Below are 18,543 nucleotides of genomic sequence, written 5' to 3'. Positions count from 1 at the left end.
ATAAAGGAGAGACCAATGTCTATTGTAATTGGATTAACGGGCGGAATTGCAAGCGGAAAAAGCACGGTAACCGGAATGCTACGAGATATCAATATTCCGGTAATTGATGCTGATCACATTGCAAAAGAAGTCGTAGAACCAGGAAAAGAAGCATACAAACAAATTGTCGAGACGTTCGGCCGCTCTATTCTTCACGAGAATGCGGAAATCAATCGAGCGGCTTTAGGGGAAATTGTGTTTTATCAAGAGGAAGAACGTAAAAAGTTGAATGCAATTGTACATCCTGCCGTAAGAAAAGAAATGCTTTCTCAAAAGGAAAGCTATATAGAGGAAGGTTACGAAGCCGTTGTATTAGATATTCCGCTGCTGTTTGAAAGTGATTTGACACACTTAGTCGATAAAGTAGTGGTTGTATATGTCGATGAGTCTGTGCAGCTAGAAAGATTAAAGTCACGTAATAATCTCTCAGCGGAAGATGCTTATGCGCGTATCCATGCACAGCTGCCTTTGATTCAAAAAGTAGCTTTAGCCGATGCGGTGATCAATAACAACGGTCCTGTAGAGGAAACAAAACAACAGCTTTTAAGTATATTAGCCCTATGGCTAGATTAAAGAGTGAATGATTGCATTCACTCTTTTTTTATTGGGAATATTTAAGGACTTCTAAAAAAGAATGTGTTAAATATCTGTTCTCGCTATATACATATAGTAAAACTTAATTAAAATAATTTATTAAAAAAAATTAATATTATTCACTTTTTAAATATTTATGTTATACTATTCAATATAAAAAGTTAAATAGTATAACACATATAGAGAGGGGTATAGCCATGAAAGCACGTATTGCCATTAATGGTTTTGGGAGAATAGGAAGAATGGTGTTTCGCACAGCGATTATAGAGGAAAATTTAGATATTATTGCAATAAATGCATCTTATCCAGCAGAAACGTTAGCACATTTAATCAAATATGACTCTATACACGGACCATTTAATGGAGATGTCAAATGTGATGATGATGCGCTAATTGTTAACGGTAAAAGAATTCAGCTATTAAATTCACGTGATCCGCTGAATTTGCCTTGGAAAGAGCTTGGGATTGATTTAGTTGTTGAAGCAACGGGGAAATTTAATTCAAGAGAAAAAGCGCAGTTACATATTGAAGCAGGTGCGAAAAAAGTTGTGTTAACGGCACCGGGTAAACAAGAAGATATTACCATTGTGATGGGCGTAAACGAACGAGAGTTTGATGTGAATCAGCATAACATTATTTCTAATGCCTCTTGTACGACAAATTGTCTAGCTCCAGTTGTCAAGGTACTAGACGAAGCGTTCACAATTGAAAACGGTTTAATGACGACCGTTCATGCATATACAAATGATCAAAAGAATATCGATAATCCGCATAAAGATTTGCGAAGAGCCCGTGCGTGTGCTCAATCAATTATTCCTACAACAACTGGAGCAGCCAAGGCACTTTCATTAGTTCTTCCACATTTAAAAGGAAAGCTTCATGGGATGGCGCTTCGTGTACCAACGCCGAACGTATCGCTTGTCGATTTAGTTGTGGATGTAAGGAAACCTGTGACGATGGAAGATGTTAATTTAGCGTTTATTAAAGCTGCTGAAGGGCCATTAAAGAATATTTTAAATTTAACAATGGAACCACTCGTATCAATTGACTTTAATACAAATCCTCATTCAGCTATTGTAGATGGACTATCCACGATCGTAATGGAAGATCATAAAATTAAAGTGTTAGCTTGGTACGATAACGAGTGGGGCTACTCTCAGCGCGTAGTCGATTTGGTAAGATATATTGCTGCAGAAATGCGTAATGGATCAAAAATAAGAGTAAGCTAAGAAAGCTATTGATTGCTTTTAAAAAAACAGGGAGCTATCGCCCTGTTTTTTTTGTTTTTATTCAAAAGAATAGGGAAAAGCAATAAGATAAGCATGCAAAGGGGTGTTTATTTTCCTCAATTTTAATAAAAAATTAATAGTCGTTTAGAAGCTTTTACACACTGTTTCACGAGAATACAGGGGTAATTTGTATAGGTCTATCTGCAAGAACAATCTTTAATAAAATCAAAACACGTATTGCAAAATAAATGTAAACAAAGTATACTATGTTTCGTGAACTTCTTGTGTACCTTTCGGTGATGTGGCTACTTAAAGGGTTAGGACCTCTTTGGACTAACTTTCCCCCGTGGTAGTTAACATGCTATATGGCGAAAGAACTTCATGTTTAACGATTAAAAATTGTTAAAGGGGGAAATATCATTATGGAAACAATGGGTCGTCATGTCATCTCAGAATTATGGGGATGCGATTTCGATAAGTTAAATGATATTGATTATATTGAAAAAACGTTTGTTGATGCAGCTTTAAAATCTGGTGCGGAAGTTCGCGAAGTAGCGTTCCATAAATTTGCACCTCAAGGTGTAAGTGGCGTTGTTATTATTTCAGAATCACATTTAACGATTCACAGCTTCCCAGAGCATGGTTATGCAAGTATCGATGTTTATACTTGTGGTCATTTAGATCCTACAATCGCAGCAGATTATATTGCAGATGCTCTAAGTGCACAGACACGTGAAACAATTGAATTGCCACGTGGAATGGGTCCTGTTCAGGTAAAACAAACTAAAGCGAATGCACTTTAATAGTGTCGATTGATTACGTAAGTTAAGAGGTGTATTACACACCTCTTTTTAGTATATAAATTTTTAATACGCAAAAACAAAGGGGATAACAACATGGGGGTAGTACAAGCAGTTAAATCTTTATTTTCTAATCATGTAGAAACAAGCGATCACCATTCAGATCCGACTCTAAAAACGCATTATTATAAAACAACGGCTGGGAATGCATTTAAGCAAGTTCATGAAATGTTGAAGCACATGCAAGGGATAGAGATACTTGCTGCATATGAAGAGCGAGGAGAAATTAGCTTAAACGTTGTAAAAGGAAGAAAAGCTTTTGTTGTGATTACCATTATTAACGTACGTCCTCTTGAAACCGCTATCGATTTTTCTGCTACAACAGAATCAAAAGTGGTGCCGGTTGATTTTGGTTTTAGTAAAGAACTCGTACGTACGCTTTATAAGAGCTTTGATCAAAAACTTATTCCTCTTTCTTCGTAAGTTCCTTGTCATTTTTGAATTTCAGGAAATAAAATGGGGAAATTCCTTTTCCTTTACTTGTATTCAAGCCTTGTTTTCTATAAGATGGAATAAAGCAAATCCTTTAATACAGCATCGTGTTTGTTAAAGGAAATGATGATAAAAATCATAATGAATGGCGAATAGCCGGCTAACATAGATGGAAATTAACTTATATAAGAGAAAATAAAAAGAAAAACAAGGTTTATTATTGGAGCTGAGAATATGAAGTGCCCATCCTGTCATTACAATGGAACGAGAGTGCTGGACTCGCGCCCTGTAGAAGAAGGCCGCTCTATTCGTAGAAGACGTGAATGCGAAGAGTGTCACTATCGTTTTACAACTTTTGAGAAAGTAGAAGAACTTCCGTTAATTGTTGTAAAAAAAGATGGAGCGAGAGAAGAGTTCAGCAAAGACAAAATCCTTCGAGGGTTAATTAAGGCGTGTGAAAAACGCCAAGTAAGCTTAAAACAATTAGAAGATACCGTACACGATATTGAAACAGAGCTGCGCAGTCAGGGTACATCAGAGGTGCAGTCAGATGTGGTAGGAGAAATGGTGATGGAGCGATTAGCTGCTATCGATGAAGTCTCTTATGTTCGATTTGCTTCTGTATACCGACAATTTAAAGACATCAATGTATTTATTGATGAATTAAAAGATTTAATTAAGAAGGAACGACTGTAAAAGAGCTATTGAAGTATTCTTTAGGCTCTTTTTTTGTCATTTCTATTACTTTAAAAGTAGGTAGGGAACGACATGAAAGAACAACATTGGAAAGAAATGATACCGGTCGATCGTTATGTTGTTCGTTCGAACGGCATACTGCAGGAATACGACCGAAAGATTTTAACCATGCTCTATCAGCCGTTGGTGGGTACGACCTGCTTTGGTCTGTATATGACGCTATGGAGCGAGCTGGAACAAGACCGTTTATGGGGGAAAGAGTCTACACATCATCATCTAATGTCAATGATGCAAATTAATTTGAAAGCTATTTACCATGAGCGGTTAAAATTAGAAGGCATTGGTTTGTTAAAAACATATATTAAGGAAGAAGATGATGTTCGTGTGTTCATTTATGAGCTCATTCCTCCTCTTACGCCCCATCAGTTTTTTAACGACGGTGTGTTAAATGTATATTTATATAACCGACTTGGAAAATCCATCTTTCAAAAAGTGAAAAATTATTTTTCGGATTCACTCGTCGATGACCAATCGTTTAAAGATGTCACGCATTCATTTAACGATGTATTTAAATCAGTTAAAGCAACAGAGCTGGCTCCAAGTTTTCAGTCTGAAAGCAAGGATGTATTTTCTCCTGATGCTCAAACGGACTTTGTGGATTCCTCCAAACGCGCTTCTATTGAGATGAGCCCGGATTCCTTTGATTTTGATTTATTTTTAGCAGGTCTAACAGATTCAATGATTTCGAAAAGGTCCATTACATCTAAAGTAAAACAAGCGATTGAAAAACTAGCTTTTTTATACGGTATCGATCCTCTTCAAATGAAAAATGTGGTGCTCGATTCGCTAAATGAGAACGATCAAGTTGATATTGAATTGCTTAGAAAAGCAGCACAGTCCTTTTACCAATTTGAAAATGGAGAAGCACTTCCAAATCTAAGCGAACAAATTCAGCCGCCTATGCTTCGTACCATGCAGGAAAAGCAGCCGCAGACAAAGGAAGAGCAGCTTATTCAACAGCTTGAAGTGACTTCTCCTCGACAGCTTTTGATCGAGTTTTCCGGGGGAGCAGAGCCTTCAAAAGCAGATTTGCAAATGATTGAAGAAGTGATGTTTAACCAAAAACTTTCACCAGGGGTAGTAAATGTTCTGATTTACTATGTTATGCTAAGATCCGATATGAAATTGTCTAAGAGCTATGTAGAGAAAATTGCTGGACACTGGGCGCGCAAAAAGGTCCAAACTGTTCAAGATGCCATGAATTTAGCTAAAAATGAACAGAAAGAATATCAGAATTGGACTGAAGCAAAGCAAAATAAAAAAACGGCTGGACGAAAGATTGTGCGTAAAGAAATGGTGCCAGAGTGGCTGAGCGATGAAGAAAAAGAAGAGAAAAAGCAGCCTTCAAAAGAAGTGGACGGATTTGAAGAAGAAAAACGAAAGCTACAAGAAGAGCTCAAGCAGTTAGATCAAGAGCTAAAACAAAAGCATAAAGAATAAAAAGCAGGTATGATAGAGACGAGGTGAAAAAGATGAAGCCTATCAATGATTCACTAAATCAGTTAGTGAACAAAAAGGATTTTAAAGCACGCTTAGAAGCGTTAAGAAACAGTATCCTGTCTAATCCTGAAGTTAAAACATTTTTACAAGAGCATCGCCATGAGTTAGATGAGCAAATGGTCGACCGAGGTCTGATGAAGATGCATGAATTTATCGACCAAAGCAAATGCTGTGACAAGTGTCCTTCTCTGCAAAGCTGTGTCAACATGGTGAAAGGATACCACCCTCAGCTGGTTGTAAAAGGCCGTAATATTGATTTACAGTATGAACGCTGTCCTAGAAAAGTACAAGAAGATGAGCGAAAAGAACAAGAATCTTTTATTCAGTGTATGTACGTGCCGAAAGAAATTTTACAGGCAACAATGTCTGATATCGAAATTGAGCAGGGAAGATTTGAGGCCATTAAACTAGTAAGAGATTTTGTGCGAGAATATGAGCCAAATAAGAAAATGAAAGCTTTGTATTTACACGGTTCGTTTGGTGTGGGGAAAACGTATTTTCTTGGAGCAATTGCCAATGCGTTAGCCGAAAAGAAAGTGAAATCTACCATTCTGTATGTCCCGGAGTTTTTGCGTGAGTTAAAAGGTTCGTTTCAAGATCAAAGCTTCAATGAGAAAATAGAGTATGTCAAAAAAGTACCGGTTCTTATGCTTGATGATCTCGGAGCAGAATCCGTAACGAGCTGGATGCGAGACGATGTGCTCGGAACCATTTTACAATTTCGCATGCTCGAAAATTTGCCGACATTTTTCAGCTCGAATTTAAATTTTAAAGAGCTTCAACATCATTTGACTTATACCCAAAGAGGCGAGCAGGAAGAGCTCAAAGCCGCTCGTGTCATGGAACGAATTAAGTCTCTAGCCGTTCCTGTTGAAATGAATGGAGAGAATAAACGAAATAGATGAGCAGGTCGTTTTACATTTCTTGTAACGACTTGCTCATTTTTTTGCATGTTGCCCCATATACATTAATAAAGCGTGTCCAAAGGGGGGCTATGAGGAATGAAAATATTCTTTAAATATGTAGAAGACGCAGTCGTTGTATATGAGTCTTTATGCGCGAAGCGAAGCGCTTTATCATATGGTTCACAGTGCTTGAAGCTGGTGAATAATCAGCTTTTAGTCATTGATGAGACATACAATAGAGAGGCCATTTTACAAGACATGGTGATACCGGTATTAACACACGTAATTTTAAAAAAGAAAGAAAAAAAGATGATGGTAAACATATTAAAAGAACAATTTTTCTATTCAGAAGAGGAAGAGCAAGATTTGCTGCTTCAAATTATGGGGGGGATTATGGAAGGAGAGAGAGGCGAAATCCCTCAAAAAACATTTTCTTTTCCAAGAGAATTACTTATCCGCCAGGCTCTTCAAGACTTCTTCATTCATAATGTAACATTCACCTTTGAGTCTTTTCTCCAATTCCGTTTAAAAGAATATCAAGAGCGGCTGCGCTATTATGCCGAGCTGGCGATTGATGAATATAAGCTTGAACAAGACTATCAAATTCTTATTCATCAGCTGCGTCAAGCAGCTAATGAAAGACAGTCATCTACAGGCGATGTGTATGTAATGCACTTGAATAAAAACAAGTTTGTACTGTACGACCACAACAATAGATATGTTCCTGAACGTGAATGTGCAGCTCTAGCAGAGGCCTTTTTATCTGAACAAGAATCATTATACATAGACTCAACTATTATCGCGCCTTTGCTAAGTTTATCTCCAGCTGCTATTCATCTGTATAGCGACCAGCATGATCATGATTTTGTATATACCATTCAAAATATCTTCCAAGAAAAAGTCATGTTATACGAAAAAAATGAATTTCCGTTTGATCAAAAGCAAAATATAACGTGAAAGGTTGATTTCTATTTTGAAAATGAATATAATAAATGCATATTGAAAAACAGCTATATGTTACAAGTTATGATGAGGACATGAGTGTATATTTACGGTTTGTAGAGAGGGAGATCCAGGCTGAAAATCTCCTAACACGGAATATATTCTTACCACCTCTAAACTTCAGTAGTAAACGAGCAGAGCCTCTAGTAATTACTGACGGAATTTCCGTTATAAAACCTCGAGCCGCTTCGGGTTCTTTGGGTTATCCAAGATACGAAGAGGAAACAAGGGTGGTACCGCGTGTATACACAACTCGTCCCTTTTTATAGGGGACGAGTTTTTTGTTTTTACAAAAAGTTTATTCAGTTATGTTAAAGGAGTGGAAAGTTGTGTCAGAAGTAATCAAAATGACATTCCCTGATGGAGCTGTTAAAGAGTATCCAAAAGGATCATCAACAGAAGATATTGCGGCTTCTATTAGCCCGGGATTAAAGAAAAAAGCATTAGCAGGCAAAGTAAACGGCGAGCTGCTGGATTTACGTACGCCAATTGAACAAGATGGCAGTCTTGAAATCATTACGCAAGATGCTCCTGAAGCGCTTGAAATTATGCGTCACAGTACAGCGCATTTAATGGCTCAAGCAATCAAACGTTTATACAAAGATACAAAAGTACAGCTAGGTGTAGGGCCGGTTATCGAAAACGGTTTTTACTATGACATCGATATGGAAGAATCAATTACTCCTGAAGATTTAGGTAAAATTGAAAAAGAAATGAAAAAAATCGTTAATTCAAATATTGAAATTGAACGAAAAGAAGTTTCTCGTGAAGAAGCCATTCAACTTTTTAAAGAAGTTGGCGATGAACTGAAGCTTGAATTGATCGATGCGATTCCAGCAGGTGAAAAGGTTACGATTTACCAACAAGGCGAATTCTTTGACCTTTGCCGAGGCGTGCACGTGCCGTCAACAGGTAAAATTAAAGAATTTAAACTATTAAGCGTGGCGGGTGCTTATTGGCGCGGAGACAGCGATAACCAAATGCTGCAGCGTATTTATGGTACAGCATTCTTTACAAAAGCAGATTTAGACGAGCATCTTCGTCTTCTTGAAGAAGCAAAAGAACGTGATCACCGTAAACTTGGTAAAGAGCTAAACTTATTTACAAATTCTCAAAAAGTAGGACAAGGTCTGCCTTTATGGCTTCCAAAAGGTGCGACAATCCGCCGTATTATCGAGCGTTATATCGTAGATAAAGAAGTAAGCCTTGGTTATCAGCACGTTTACACTCCAGTGCTCGGAAGTGTAGAACTTTACAAAACGTCTGGTCACTGGGAGCACTACCAAGATGACATGTTCCCTGCAATGGAAATGGATAACGAAGACCTTGTGCTTCGTCCAATGAACTGTCCTCATCACATGATGGTTTACAAACAAGGTATTCACAGCTATCGTGAGCTTCCAATCCGTATTGCTGAGCTTGGAACGATGCACCGCTACGAAATGTCAGGAGCATTATCAGGACTTCAGCGTGTTCGAGGCATGACGCTAAATGATGCGCATATCTTTGTACGTCCGGATCAAATCAAAGAAGAATTTATTCGTGTGGTTCGCTTAGTTGAAGCGGTTTATAAAGATTTTGGGTTTGAAAATTATTCATTCCGTCTATCTTACCGTGACCCTGAAGATACAGAAAAATACTTTGACGATGATGCAATGTGGGAAAAAGCACAAAGCATGTTAAAAGACGCAATGGATGAGCTTGACCTTGATTATTATGAAGCTGAAGGCGAAGCGGCATTCTACGGTCCAAAATTAGACGTTCAAGTTAAAACGGCTCTTGGTAAAGAAGAGACGCTATCTACGGTTCAACTGGATTTCTTACTTCCTGAACGATTTGATTTAACGTATGTAGGGGAAGACGGAAAACAACATCGACCGGTTGTTATTCACCGCGGCGTGGTGTCAACAATGGAACGTTTTGTAGCTTTCTTAATCGAAGAATACAAAGGAGCTTTCCCAACGTGGTTAGCACCTGTACAAGTTCAAGTGATTCCGGTATCACCTACGGTTCACCTTGAGTATGCAAAAGAAGTACAAGAACAGCTTCAGCTTGCCGGTATTCGTGTGGAACTTGATTCTCGCGATGAGAAAATTGGCTATAAAATCCGTGAGGCTCAAATGCAAAAAATTCCTTATATGCTTGTTGTAGGGGATAAAGAAGTAGAGGATAAAGCAGTAAACGTACGTAAATATGGTGAGCAGAATTCAGAAACAGTGGATTTCCAAGCCTTTTTACAAAATGTAAAAGCAGAAGCATCTCGTTAATGAAGAAAGCAGAGAATTGAAATTCTCTGCTTTTTTATCTAACATTTATAAAAAACTGTTGCATAAATGTTTTTCCTTTGATACAATAACTTTTGTTGTGAAAAAAGAACGAAATCATTGACTTTTGTCTTTGTTGATACTATAATAGCTTAAGTAATTGAATACTTGTTTATACAGAAGAAGAAGCACCCGCTTCTCACCTGAGTGACGCATAGAGCAGTTAGCAGGTACATCGTATCTTAATTAAAACGATAGAAGTGTGGGTGCAGTATGTACTCACACTTTTTTGTGTGAGTTAATAATCGGTCTAAGCAAGCGTATTCGCTCATTAAACCTTGGAGGTGGCTACTTATTAGCAAGGACATGATGGTAAACGAGGGCATTCGAGCTCGCGAAGTTCGTCTAATTGATCAAAACGGTGAACAATTAGGAATTAAATCAAAAAATGAAGCATTAGAAATTGCTTCACGAGTAAATCTTGACTTAGTAATGGTTGCTGCAAATGCGAAACCGCCGGTATGTCGTATTATGGACTACGGTAAATTCCGCTATGAGCAACAACGTAAAGAAAGAGAAGCTCGTAAAAACCAAAAAGTTGTAAACTTAAAAGAAGTTCGTTTAAGTCCAACAATTGATGAACATGATTTTAACACTAAACTTCGTAACGCACGCAAGTTCCTTGAAAAAGGTGACAAAGTGAAAGCGTCTATTCGCTTTAAAGGTCGTGCCATTACTCATAAAGGGATTGGCCAAAAAGTACTTGAACGTTTTTCACAAGCTTGCGAAGATGTAAGTTCAGTTGAATCGGCTCCTAAAATGGAAGGCCGCAGCATGTTCTTAGTCTTGGCACCTAAAAACGAAAAGTAATAGAACGAGGAGGAACACCCCATGCCAAAAATGAAAACACATCGTGGCGCTGCAAAGCGTTTCAAAAAGACTGGAAGCGGTAAATTAAAACGTGCTCGTGCTTACACAAGCCATTTATTCGCTAACAAATCTACAAAACAAAAGCGTAAATTACGTAAAGGTTCTTTAGTAAGCAAAGGTGACTTCAAACGTATCCGTCACTTATTAGATAACATTAAGTAATTTGGGTTGAGATAGAAACAATACAGGAGGTAAACAATTATGCCACGCGTAAAAGGCGGTACAGTAACACGCAAACGTCGTAAAAAAGTTTTAAAATTAGCTAAAGGTTTCTTCGGTTCGAAGCATAGATTATATAAAGTTGCTAATCAGCAAGTTATGAAATCTCACATGTATGCTTATCGTGACCGTCGTCAGAAAAAACGTGACTTCCGTAAATTATGGATCACACGTATTAATGCAGCTGCTCGTATGAACGGTCTTTCTTACAGCCGTTTAATGCACGGTTTAAAATTAGCAGGTATTGAAGTTAACCGCAAAATGCTTGCTGACTTAGCTGTAGCTGATGAAAAAGCATTTGCTGAATTAGCAACTGCTGCTAAAAAAGGCTTAGATAAGTAATGAATATAAAGTCTCGTCATCTTTAGATGATGAGGCTTTTTTGCTATTGGAGGACATATCATGAATGAACTGCTGCTTACCTATTTTATTATTATTAATATCGTAGGGGTAGGAATGATGTATAGAGATAAACAAAAAGCGAAAAGACATGAGTGGCGAATTGCCGAAAGCACACTGTGGACGGTAGCTGCTATCGGAGGAGCTCTTGGAGGACTGATTGGTATGTATTGCTATCGTCATAAAACGAAGCACACATCGTTTACAGTAGGTTTTCCTATTCTTGCTGCTCTTGACTTACTTTTCTTTTTTGTTATCAGCTGAGCACAAATGATTTTGTGCTCAGTGTAAAAATTCTCGAACGGGGCTTTTCCAGCGAATAGGAGCATTTGGATACATGTCGTGTACGTGGCTTTCCAGCAGCTTGAAATCTTGTTTTTGCAGTTCGTGTAACCGAGATGGATCTGTTAACACCATTGTAATTGACAAAGATTCTGGTTCATTGGGATTGCTGTATTTTTCTCCTTCAAATAAAATACCTTTATACGTTAGTAGAAAATTTTTGCGGATATTCGTTTTTTCATCAACGACAAAAAATTGCTGATGTTCCTGAGCTGCTACAAGCTTCCGCTTTGGACTGCGAAAATGCTGAACCAGCTTTAATAGTGTGTAAGCAACAAGCGCGAAAATGAACACGCGAACGATAACAATAACAAACATAACGCTCCCTCCTTTACAAGGCACAGTTTTCTTACTTTACGTTCGAGTTTCTAAAAAGTTTCATGATTTTTGATATAATTTCTTTATTGGTTTAAAAAGAAGAAGATATACATAATTACAGGAGTGATTACATTGAATTTACAACAGCTATTTACCATGCAGCGCCAGCTGGATCAGCATATAGAGGATAAGCATGAGCTTCATAAGGAAGATTTGATTCCGAGAAAGCTTTTAGCACTGCTTGTCGAAATCGGAGAGCTGGCAAACGAAACACGCTGCTTCAAATTTTGGAGCGTCAAACCTCCGGCTGAAGATGCTGTTATTTTAGAAGAATTTGTGGACGGCGTACATTTTATCCTTTCTTTAGGGATTGAAAAAGGATACGATGATTTAACTGAGTTACCAAATGCAAAAGCAAGTGATTCAAAAACAGCACAATTTTTACAGGTATTTGCACAAGTTGCAGCTTTCGAGCAGGATCAGTCGAAAGAAAACTATGTGGACATGTTTGTATCTTACATGACGCTTGGCGATATGTTTGGTTTTTCCGCTGAACATATTGAAGAAGCATACATCTCAAAAAATGAAGTGAATTTTAAACGCCAAGAACAAGGATACTAGAAATAAAGGGATGGGAAATTTTACTTCAACCTCTTTTTAGCTATAATAGAGGTATACATATGAAAGGGGTAATCCATATGACAAAGTTAGATGAAACATTGACAATGCTTAAGGCACTAACAGATGCAAAAGGAATTCCTGGAAATGAGCGTGAACCGCGTGAGGTTATGAAGAAATATATTGCACCTTATGCAGATGAAGTAACGACGGATGGGCTAGGCAGTTTGATTGCAAAAAAAGTAGGCAACGAACAAGGGCCTAAAATTATGGTAGCCGGTCACTTAGATGAAGTAGGCTTTATGGTAACTCAAATTGATGAACGCGGCTTTATTCGTTTTCAAACGGTCGGCGGATGGTGGTCTCAAGTGATGCTTGCTCAACGCGTAACCATCGTTACATCTAAAGGAGAAGTAACGGGGATTATTGGCTCAAAGCCTCCTCATATCCTGCCTCCAGAAGTTCGTAAAAAGCCAGTTGATATTAAAGATATGTTCATCGATATTGGTGCTTCTAGCAGAGAAGAAGTAGCGGAGTGGGGAGTGAAACCTGGTGATCAGGTTGTGCCTTATTTCGAATTTACGGTTATGAACAACGAAAAGATGCTGCTAGCGAAAGCTTGGGATAATCGTATTGGCTGTGCAATCGCTATTGATGTATTAAAAGCTTTAAAAAATGAAAAACATGAAAATGTTGTGTATGGTGTAGGAACGGTGCAAGAAGAAGTTGGACTTCGAGGTGCAAAAACATCCGCTAACTTTATTGAACCGGATATTGCATTTGCTGTTGATGTCGGAATCGCTGGAGATACACCTGGTGTTTCTGATAAAGAAGCATCTTCTAAAATGGGAGATGGTCCGCAAATCATTTTATATGATGCTTCCATGGTTTCGCATAAAGGACTTCGAGATACAGTGGTAGATGTGGCAGATGAATTAAATATTCCATATCAATTTGATGCAATCGCTGGAGGCGGTACGGACTCAGGTTCTATCCATATTTCAGCTAACGGGGTTCCAGCACTTTCAATTACGATCGCAACTCGTTATATCCATTCTCATGCAGCGATGCTTCATCGTGATGATTATGAAAATGCAGTCAAATTAATTGCCGAAGTAATTAAACGCTTAGACCGAAATACGGTTAACGCAATTACGTATAATTAAAAAAAAGCTCATTCTCCTAGGAGAATGAGCTTTTTGCTGTACAGAGGAAAAGGCTATTTATTTTAAACCGTTTTCAAGTGTTGTCAAAATTTCTTCTTTTTCTGATTCTGGAGACTTTTCCCAAAGCACCTCAAATAAAACACCAAGTCCAGGGAGCATTTTTTCTTCGCCGCTTTGAATAGCGTCAGAAATTGTAGCTTCAAGCTCTTCTTTTGAGTTTCCTGAAACGTTTGCAATAACAGCATTTCGTAAATTAAGATCCATCATTTTCACCTCAGCTATCGTAAAGTTACCAATAGTTTTTGTTTTCTTTGCGATTTCTATGTACAATAAAGTGAAACTTATCTAATGATTATTGAGCAAAATGTAATCGAACTATTTATTTTTATATAGATAAAGGAGTTATGTTTGTGAAACAAATTGATTCAGTTAAAAATCCGCAGGTAAAAGCGTGGAAAAAGCTGCATAATAAAAAAGACCGTGATAAACAGGGCCTTTTTATGGTAGAAGGCTTTCATTTAGTCGAAGAAGCTATCAAAAATGAGGGTTGCGTAAAGGAACTAATTATACGCCAATCGATCGAAGTGCCAGCACAGTGGAACATAGACGGTATTGAAATAACCGTTGTCAACGAAGCAATAATCAAATTATTATCTGACACCGAAACACCTCAAGGAATTATCGCTGTGTGTTTTCAAACGAAGCATGCAGAAATCATTCATACAGCACAGAAAGTATTGCTTTTAGATGCGGTGCAAGATCCAGGTAACCTAGGTACGATTATTCGAACCGCTGATGCTGCCGGAGTGGACGCTATTATCGTTGGAGAGGGCAGCGTGGATGTGTACAACCCAAAAGTCGTTCGGTCAACGCAAGGAGCGATTTTTCATCTTCCAATTGTAAAAGGTGATTTACTCGAAATGATTTCACTGTTAAAAGAAAGAGGAATAGCAGTTTATGGCACGTCGCTACAAAATGGAAAGGTCTATACACACATAAAACCTTCAAACGAATTTGCGCTGATTGTAGGAAATGAAGGAAACGGCGTAAGCGAGAAAGTGCTGGAACAAACGGATCAGAATCTGTACATTCCCATCTATGGAAAGAGCGAGTCGCTAAATGTTGCCATCGCTTCTGGAATCTTACTTTATTATTTACGCGGAATGTAGTTGCATCGAGAACGTGTTTTCACTATAATAATACAATAGTTACATATGTAAAAAACGATGAAAGAGAGCAGTAGCTTATGTCCGTTTATGCAGGGAGAAAATGCCGTGACTGAAAGCATTTTTATAAATGTAATAAGTGAATTCACCTCTTGAGTTGACACTTAGACCATCTTACATAGATGTAAAGGTGTTCCGGAGATTCCGTTAACTTGAATGAAGTGAACTGTATACGTCTGCGTATATAGTTAACAAGGGTGGTAACGCGACTAATCCTCGTCCCTTTTTTGGGAGGAGGTTTTTTTATTTGTCATTTTTTACGTTAAAAGGAGGAATAAGTGATGAAAGAACGTTTACAAGAACTTCAACAAGAAGCAATTGCAAAAGTCGAAGCAGCAAGTGCTTTAAAAGAATTAAACGACGTACGCGTAGCTTATTTAGGAAAGAAAGGCCCTATCACAGAAGTACTTCGCGGTATGGGAAAACTTTCAGCTGAAGAGCGTCCTGTAATGGGAGCACTTGCAAATGAAGTGCGTGAAGCTATTGCATCTAAAATTGAAGAAAAACAAACGGCGTTAGAAGCAGCTGAGGTAGAGCGTAAACTTGCTTCAGAAACAATCGACGTAACGCTGCCAGGACGCCCTGTTAAAGCAGGTACGCATCACCCGCTAACAAGCGTGGTTGAAGAAGTAGAAGATTTATTCTTAGGAATGGGCTATGAAGTAGCAGAAGGACCGGAAGTAGAGCAGGACTACTATAATTTCGAAGCGCTGAACTTGCCAAAAGGTCACCCAGCACGTGATATGCAAGATACGTTCTATATTACGGAAGAAACACTTCTTCGTACGCATACATCAACTGTTCAAGCTCGTGTTATGAACAAGAATGAAGGCAAAGGACCTGTTAAAATTATTTGCCCGGGTAAAGTGTACCGCCGCGATGACGATGATGCTACGCATTCTCATCAATTCATGCAAATTGAAGGTCTTGTAGTAGACGAAAACATTCGTATGAGCGATTTAAAAGGCACGCTTGAAGTATTTGTGAAAAAGATGTTCGGTGCAGACCGTGAAATTCGTCTTCGTCCAAGTTTCTTCCCGTTCACTGAGCCGTCTGTAGAAGTAGACGTATCGTGTGCAAAATGTGGAGGTAAAGGCTGTAATGTATGTAAACAAACAGGCTGGATTGAAATTTTAGGAGCAGGCATGGTTCATCCAAATGTCCTTGAAATGGCTGGATACGATTCAACTAAATATCGTGGTTTTGCTTTTGGAATCGGTGTAGAGCGTATTGCTATGTTAAAACACGGCGTGGATGATATTCGTCACTTCTATACAAATGATGTTCGTTTCTTAGATCAATTTAAACAAGTATAAAGGAGGGGCTACGATGTTTGTATCTTATCGTTGGTTACAAGAGTATGTTGACTTATCAGGCGTAACGGCAGAAGAGTTAGCAGATAAAATCACAAAAAGTGGAATTGAAGTTGAAGGTGTAGAAAACTTAAATAAAGGCATCAGCGGAGTGGTAATTGGTCACGTTGTAGAACGTGAACAGCATCCAAATGCTGATAAATTAAGCCGCTGTCAAGTAGATCTTGGCGGAGGAGAAATCGTTCAAATCGTGTGCGGAGCACCAAACGTGGCACAAGGTCAAAAAGTAGCGGTTGCAAAAGTGGGAGCTGTACTTCCAGGTAACTTTAAAATCAAGCGTGCTAAGCTTCGCGGTGAAGAATCGAACGGTATGATTTGTTCTCTTCAAGAGCTTGGCATTGAAAGCAAGCTTGTGGCAAAAGATTATCAAGAAGGCATCTTCGTGTTCCCAAGCGATGCTGAAGTAGGAGCGGATGCACTAGATGCATTAAACTTAAACGATGAAGTATTAGAACTAGGGCTAACACCAAACCGTTCAGACTGCTTAAGTATGTTAGGCGTAGCACATGAAGTGGCTGCTATTTTACGTCGTGAAGTGAAGTATCCGTCAGTAAACGTGCAAACGTCTGATGAGCAAGCAGCTGATTATCTTTCCGTTAAAGTAGAGGCAAAAGAAGACAATCCGCTTTACGTAGCGCGCGTTGTGAAAAACGTAAAAATTGCTCCGTCACCATTATGGATGCAAACGCGTTTAATGGCAGCTGGTATTCGACCTCATAACAACGTTGTTGATATTACCAACTATATTTTGCTTGAATACGGCCAGCCGCTGCATGCTTTTGACTATGATCGTCTTGGTTCAAAAGAAATTGTTGTACGTCACGCGTCAGAAGGCGAAAAGTTTGTAACACTTGATGATCAAGAGCGCGTATTAAAAGGCAATCAGCTTGTCATTACAAACGGCAGTGAGCCGGTAGCTCTTGCAGGTGTAATGGGCGGAGCGAACTCCGAAGTAAAAGACGATACGGTAAATGTTCTCATTGAATCAGCTTACTTCAAAGGCTTAACGGTTCGCCAAGCTTCAAAAGACCACGGTCTTCGCAGTGAGGCAAGCGCTCGTTTTGAAAAAGGAATTGATCCTAACCGTACGCGTGTAGCTGCTGACCGCGCAGCAGAATTAATGGCTGAATACGCTTCAGGTGAAGTGGTAAGCGGTACTGTAGAAGTAGATACACTAACTGTGGAACCTGCTGTTGTAGCTGTGTCACTTGGCCGTATTAACGATGTGCTTGGTACAGAGCTATCAATGGAAGAAGTACAAGACATTATGAACCGTCTTCAATTTGAAAACAAAGTGGAAGACGAAACCATTGTTGTAACAGTGCCAACTCGTAGAGGCGATATTACAATTGAAGAAGATATCGTCGAGGAAGTAGCGCGTATGTATGGCTATGACAACCTTCCTACAACGCTTCCTGTAACAGTGGCAACTCCAGGAAAACTAACAGAGTATCAGCTTGGACGCCGTAAAGTTCGCCGTTTCTTAGAAGGTGCGGGACTAGCACAAACAACAACATATTCGCTAACGAGCGCTGAAAAAGCTACTCAGTTTGCACTAAATGCAACAAGTACGATTGGTCTAGCAATGCCGATGAGTGAAGATCGCAGCATCCTTCGTCAAAGCTTAGTGCCTCATTTGCTAGAAGCAGTGAAGCATAATAATGCTCGCCAGTCGGATTCTATTGCACTATACGAAACAGGCTCAGTGTTCTTATCTAAAGGTGAAGGAGAATTACCGGATGAGCAGGAGCGCGTAGCTGGTGCAATCACGGGTCTATGGCATGCTCACGGCTGGCAAGGTGAAAAGAAAGTCGTTGATTTCTATGTGATTAAAGGTGTACTAGAAGGGTTATTTGCACAGCTTGGTTTAGAGAAACGAATCTCATATGCTCCTGTTAAAAAAGACGGTATGCACCCTGGACGTACAGCGGCTGTATGGTTAGATGAAAAAGAAATTGGATACGTAGGTCAAGTTCATCCTATTGCTCAGAAACAGTATGGTCTTCGTGAAACATACGTATTTGAATTACACCTTCAAGAGTTATTAGCTGCAGATGTCGAAGAAGTTCGTTATTCAGCTATTCCAAGATTCCCATCTATTACACGTGATATTGCACTTGTGGTAGATAAAAACGTTCTTGCAGGAGAAGTTCAGCGCGTCATCTATACGACGGGCGGAGAACTTTTAAAAGACGTGACGGTATTTGATCTATATGAAGGCGAGCGTATGGAAGAAGGCAAGAAATCTGTAGCTTTCTCTTTACGATACTTAGATCCTGAACGTACATTAACTGATGAAGAAGTAGCAAAAGCACATGGTGCAGTGTTAGAGGCTGTAGAAAAAGAATTTGGTGCAACGCTTCGTTCATAA

Annotated in this window: 20 protein-coding genes and 3 other annotated features; of the genes, 18 read left to right on the top strand and 2 right to left on the bottom strand. The window is 38.9% G+C overall.

The window, feature by feature from the left end; genetic code table 11:
• The first annotated feature begins 15 nt into the window (after positions 1–15).
• From coaE to ACFX40_RS11350, 13 genes are all read left to right on the top strand, one after another.
• Positions 16–612 (top strand): dephospho-CoA kinase, encoded by a 597-nt coding sequence (gene coaE, locus ACFX40_RS11410; protein ID WP_016765703.1) that lies wholly within the window; start codon positions 16–18, stop codon positions 610–612.
• Between the two features lie 218 nt (positions 613–830).
• Complete coding sequence (locus tag ACFX40_RS11405; protein WP_013059435.1) at positions 831–1,862, top strand: glyceraldehyde-3-phosphate dehydrogenase; 1,032 nt, start codon at positions 831–833, stop codon at positions 1,860–1,862.
• A gap of 422 nt (positions 1,863–2,284) precedes the next feature.
• Positions 2,285–2,665 (top strand): adenosylmethionine decarboxylase, encoded by a 381-nt coding sequence (gene speD / locus ACFX40_RS11400; protein ID WP_013059434.1) that lies wholly within the window; start codon positions 2,285–2,287, stop codon positions 2,663–2,665.
• Between the two features lie 93 nt (positions 2,666–2,758).
• Entirely contained in the window at positions 2,759–3,145 is a 387-nt protein-coding gene (locus ACFX40_RS11395; RefSeq protein WP_013085185.1) for a hypothetical protein, read from the top strand.
• 243 nt (positions 3,146–3,388) lie between these two features.
• Complete coding sequence (nrdR, locus tag ACFX40_RS11390) at positions 3,389–3,850, top strand: transcriptional regulator NrdR (protein ID WP_013059432.1); 462 nt, start codon at positions 3,389–3,391, stop codon at positions 3,848–3,850.
• A gap of 72 nt (positions 3,851–3,922) precedes the next feature.
• Complete coding sequence (locus ACFX40_RS11385) at positions 3,923–5,350, top strand: replication initiation and membrane attachment family protein (RefSeq protein ID WP_028410528.1); 1,428 nt, start codon at positions 3,923–3,925, stop codon at positions 5,348–5,350.
• A gap of 32 nt (positions 5,351–5,382) precedes the next feature.
• Complete coding sequence (gene dnaI, locus ACFX40_RS11380) at positions 5,383–6,315, top strand: primosomal protein DnaI (RefSeq protein ID WP_016765700.1); 933 nt, start codon at positions 5,383–5,385, stop codon at positions 6,313–6,315.
• Positions 6,316–6,411: 96 nt separating this feature from the next.
• Entirely contained in the window at positions 6,412–7,272 is an 861-nt protein-coding gene (gene ytxC, locus ACFX40_RS11375) for a sporulation protein YtxC (protein ID WP_060745474.1), read from the top strand.
• 60 nt (positions 7,273–7,332) lie between these two features.
• Positions 7,333–7,581, top strand: a binding site (T-box leader).
• Between the two features lie 44 nt (positions 7,582–7,625).
• Positions 7,626–9,584, top strand: a complete 1,959-nt coding sequence (thrS, locus tag ACFX40_RS11370; RefSeq protein WP_153253804.1) for a threonine--tRNA ligase — start codon at positions 7,626–7,628, stop codon at positions 9,582–9,584.
• Positions 9,585–9,755: 171 nt separating this feature from the next.
• Positions 9,756–9,878, top strand: a sequence feature (ribosomal protein L20 leader region).
• A gap of 69 nt (positions 9,879–9,947) precedes the next feature.
• Complete coding sequence (gene infC, locus ACFX40_RS11365) at positions 9,948–10,451, top strand: translation initiation factor IF-3 (protein WP_013059427.1); 504 nt, start codon at positions 9,948–9,950, stop codon at positions 10,449–10,451.
• A gap of 21 nt (positions 10,452–10,472) precedes the next feature.
• Entirely contained in the window at positions 10,473–10,673 is a 201-nt protein-coding gene (gene rpmI, locus ACFX40_RS11360) for a 50S ribosomal protein L35 (protein WP_013059426.1), read from the top strand.
• Positions 10,674–10,712: 39 nt separating this feature from the next.
• Entirely contained in the window at positions 10,713–11,072 is a 360-nt protein-coding gene (rplT, locus tag ACFX40_RS11355; protein ID WP_013059425.1) for a 50S ribosomal protein L20, read from the top strand.
• Positions 11,073–11,132: 60 nt separating this feature from the next.
• Positions 11,133–11,393 carry a DUF1294 domain-containing protein gene (locus ACFX40_RS11350; protein ID WP_028410530.1) on the top strand — a complete coding sequence of 87 codons (261 nt, stop codon included), beginning with the start codon at positions 11,133–11,135 and terminating at the stop codon, positions 11,391–11,393.
• Between the two features lie 18 nt (positions 11,394–11,411).
• Here the strand turns inward: ACFX40_RS11350 and ACFX40_RS11345 are convergent, their stop codons facing one another.
• Entirely contained in the window at positions 11,412–11,789 is a 378-nt protein-coding gene (locus ACFX40_RS11345; protein ID WP_016765696.1) for a hypothetical protein, read from the bottom strand.
• Between the two features lie 132 nt (positions 11,790–11,921).
• Between ACFX40_RS11345 and ACFX40_RS11340 the strand changes: the two genes are divergently transcribed.
• Together ACFX40_RS11340 and ACFX40_RS11335 are read left to right on the top strand one after the other, a co-directional pair.
• The gene (locus tag ACFX40_RS11340; RefSeq protein ID WP_028410531.1) at positions 11,922–12,410 is read left to right on the top strand and encodes a dUTP diphosphatase; all 489 of its coding nucleotides are present in this window, start codon (positions 11,922–11,924) and stop codon (positions 12,408–12,410) included.
• 77 nt (positions 12,411–12,487) lie between these two features.
• Positions 12,488–13,573 carry a M42 family metallopeptidase gene (locus ACFX40_RS11335; RefSeq protein WP_028410532.1) on the top strand — a complete coding sequence of 362 codons (1,086 nt, stop codon included), beginning with the start codon at positions 12,488–12,490 and terminating at the stop codon, positions 13,571–13,573.
• A 57-nt stretch (positions 13,574–13,630) separates the two neighbouring features.
• Here ACFX40_RS11335 and sspI read toward each other — a convergent pair whose 3' ends face one another.
• Positions 13,631–13,837 carry a small acid-soluble spore protein SspI gene (gene sspI / locus ACFX40_RS11330; RefSeq protein ID WP_013059420.1) on the bottom strand — a complete coding sequence of 69 codons (207 nt, stop codon included), beginning with the start codon at positions 13,835–13,837 and terminating at the stop codon, positions 13,631–13,633.
• Between the two features lie 140 nt (positions 13,838–13,977).
• On the opposite strand from sspI, the gene ACFX40_RS11325 reads away from it, so the two are divergent.
• The 3 genes from ACFX40_RS11325 to pheT all read left to right on the top strand — a co-directional run bounded on the left by ACFX40_RS11325 (position 13,978) and on the right by pheT (position 18,543).
• Entirely contained in the window at positions 13,978–14,742 is a 765-nt protein-coding gene (locus tag ACFX40_RS11325; protein WP_176526108.1) for a TrmH family RNA methyltransferase, read from the top strand.
• 48 nt (positions 14,743–14,790) lie between these two features.
• Positions 14,791–15,026 (top strand) — a binding site (T-box leader).
• Between the two features lie 54 nt (positions 15,027–15,080).
• On the top strand, positions 15,081–16,115 hold the full coding sequence (gene pheS, locus ACFX40_RS11320; RefSeq protein WP_014458064.1) for a phenylalanine--tRNA ligase subunit alpha: 1,035 nt from the start codon (positions 15,081–15,083) through the stop codon (positions 16,113–16,115).
• 13 nt (positions 16,116–16,128) lie between these two features.
• On the top strand, positions 16,129–18,543 hold the full coding sequence (pheT, locus tag ACFX40_RS11315) for a phenylalanine--tRNA ligase subunit beta (protein WP_028410534.1): 2,415 nt from the start codon (positions 16,129–16,131) through the stop codon (positions 18,541–18,543).

The organism is Priestia sp. YIM B13552, assembly GCF_042787775.1.
Taxonomy (GTDB): Bacteria; Bacillota; Bacilli; order Bacillales; family Bacillaceae_H; genus Priestia; species Priestia megaterium_E.
The sequence above is the reverse complement of the archived record's forward strand: the minus strand, read 5'-3'. Positions and strand labels throughout refer to the sequence as shown.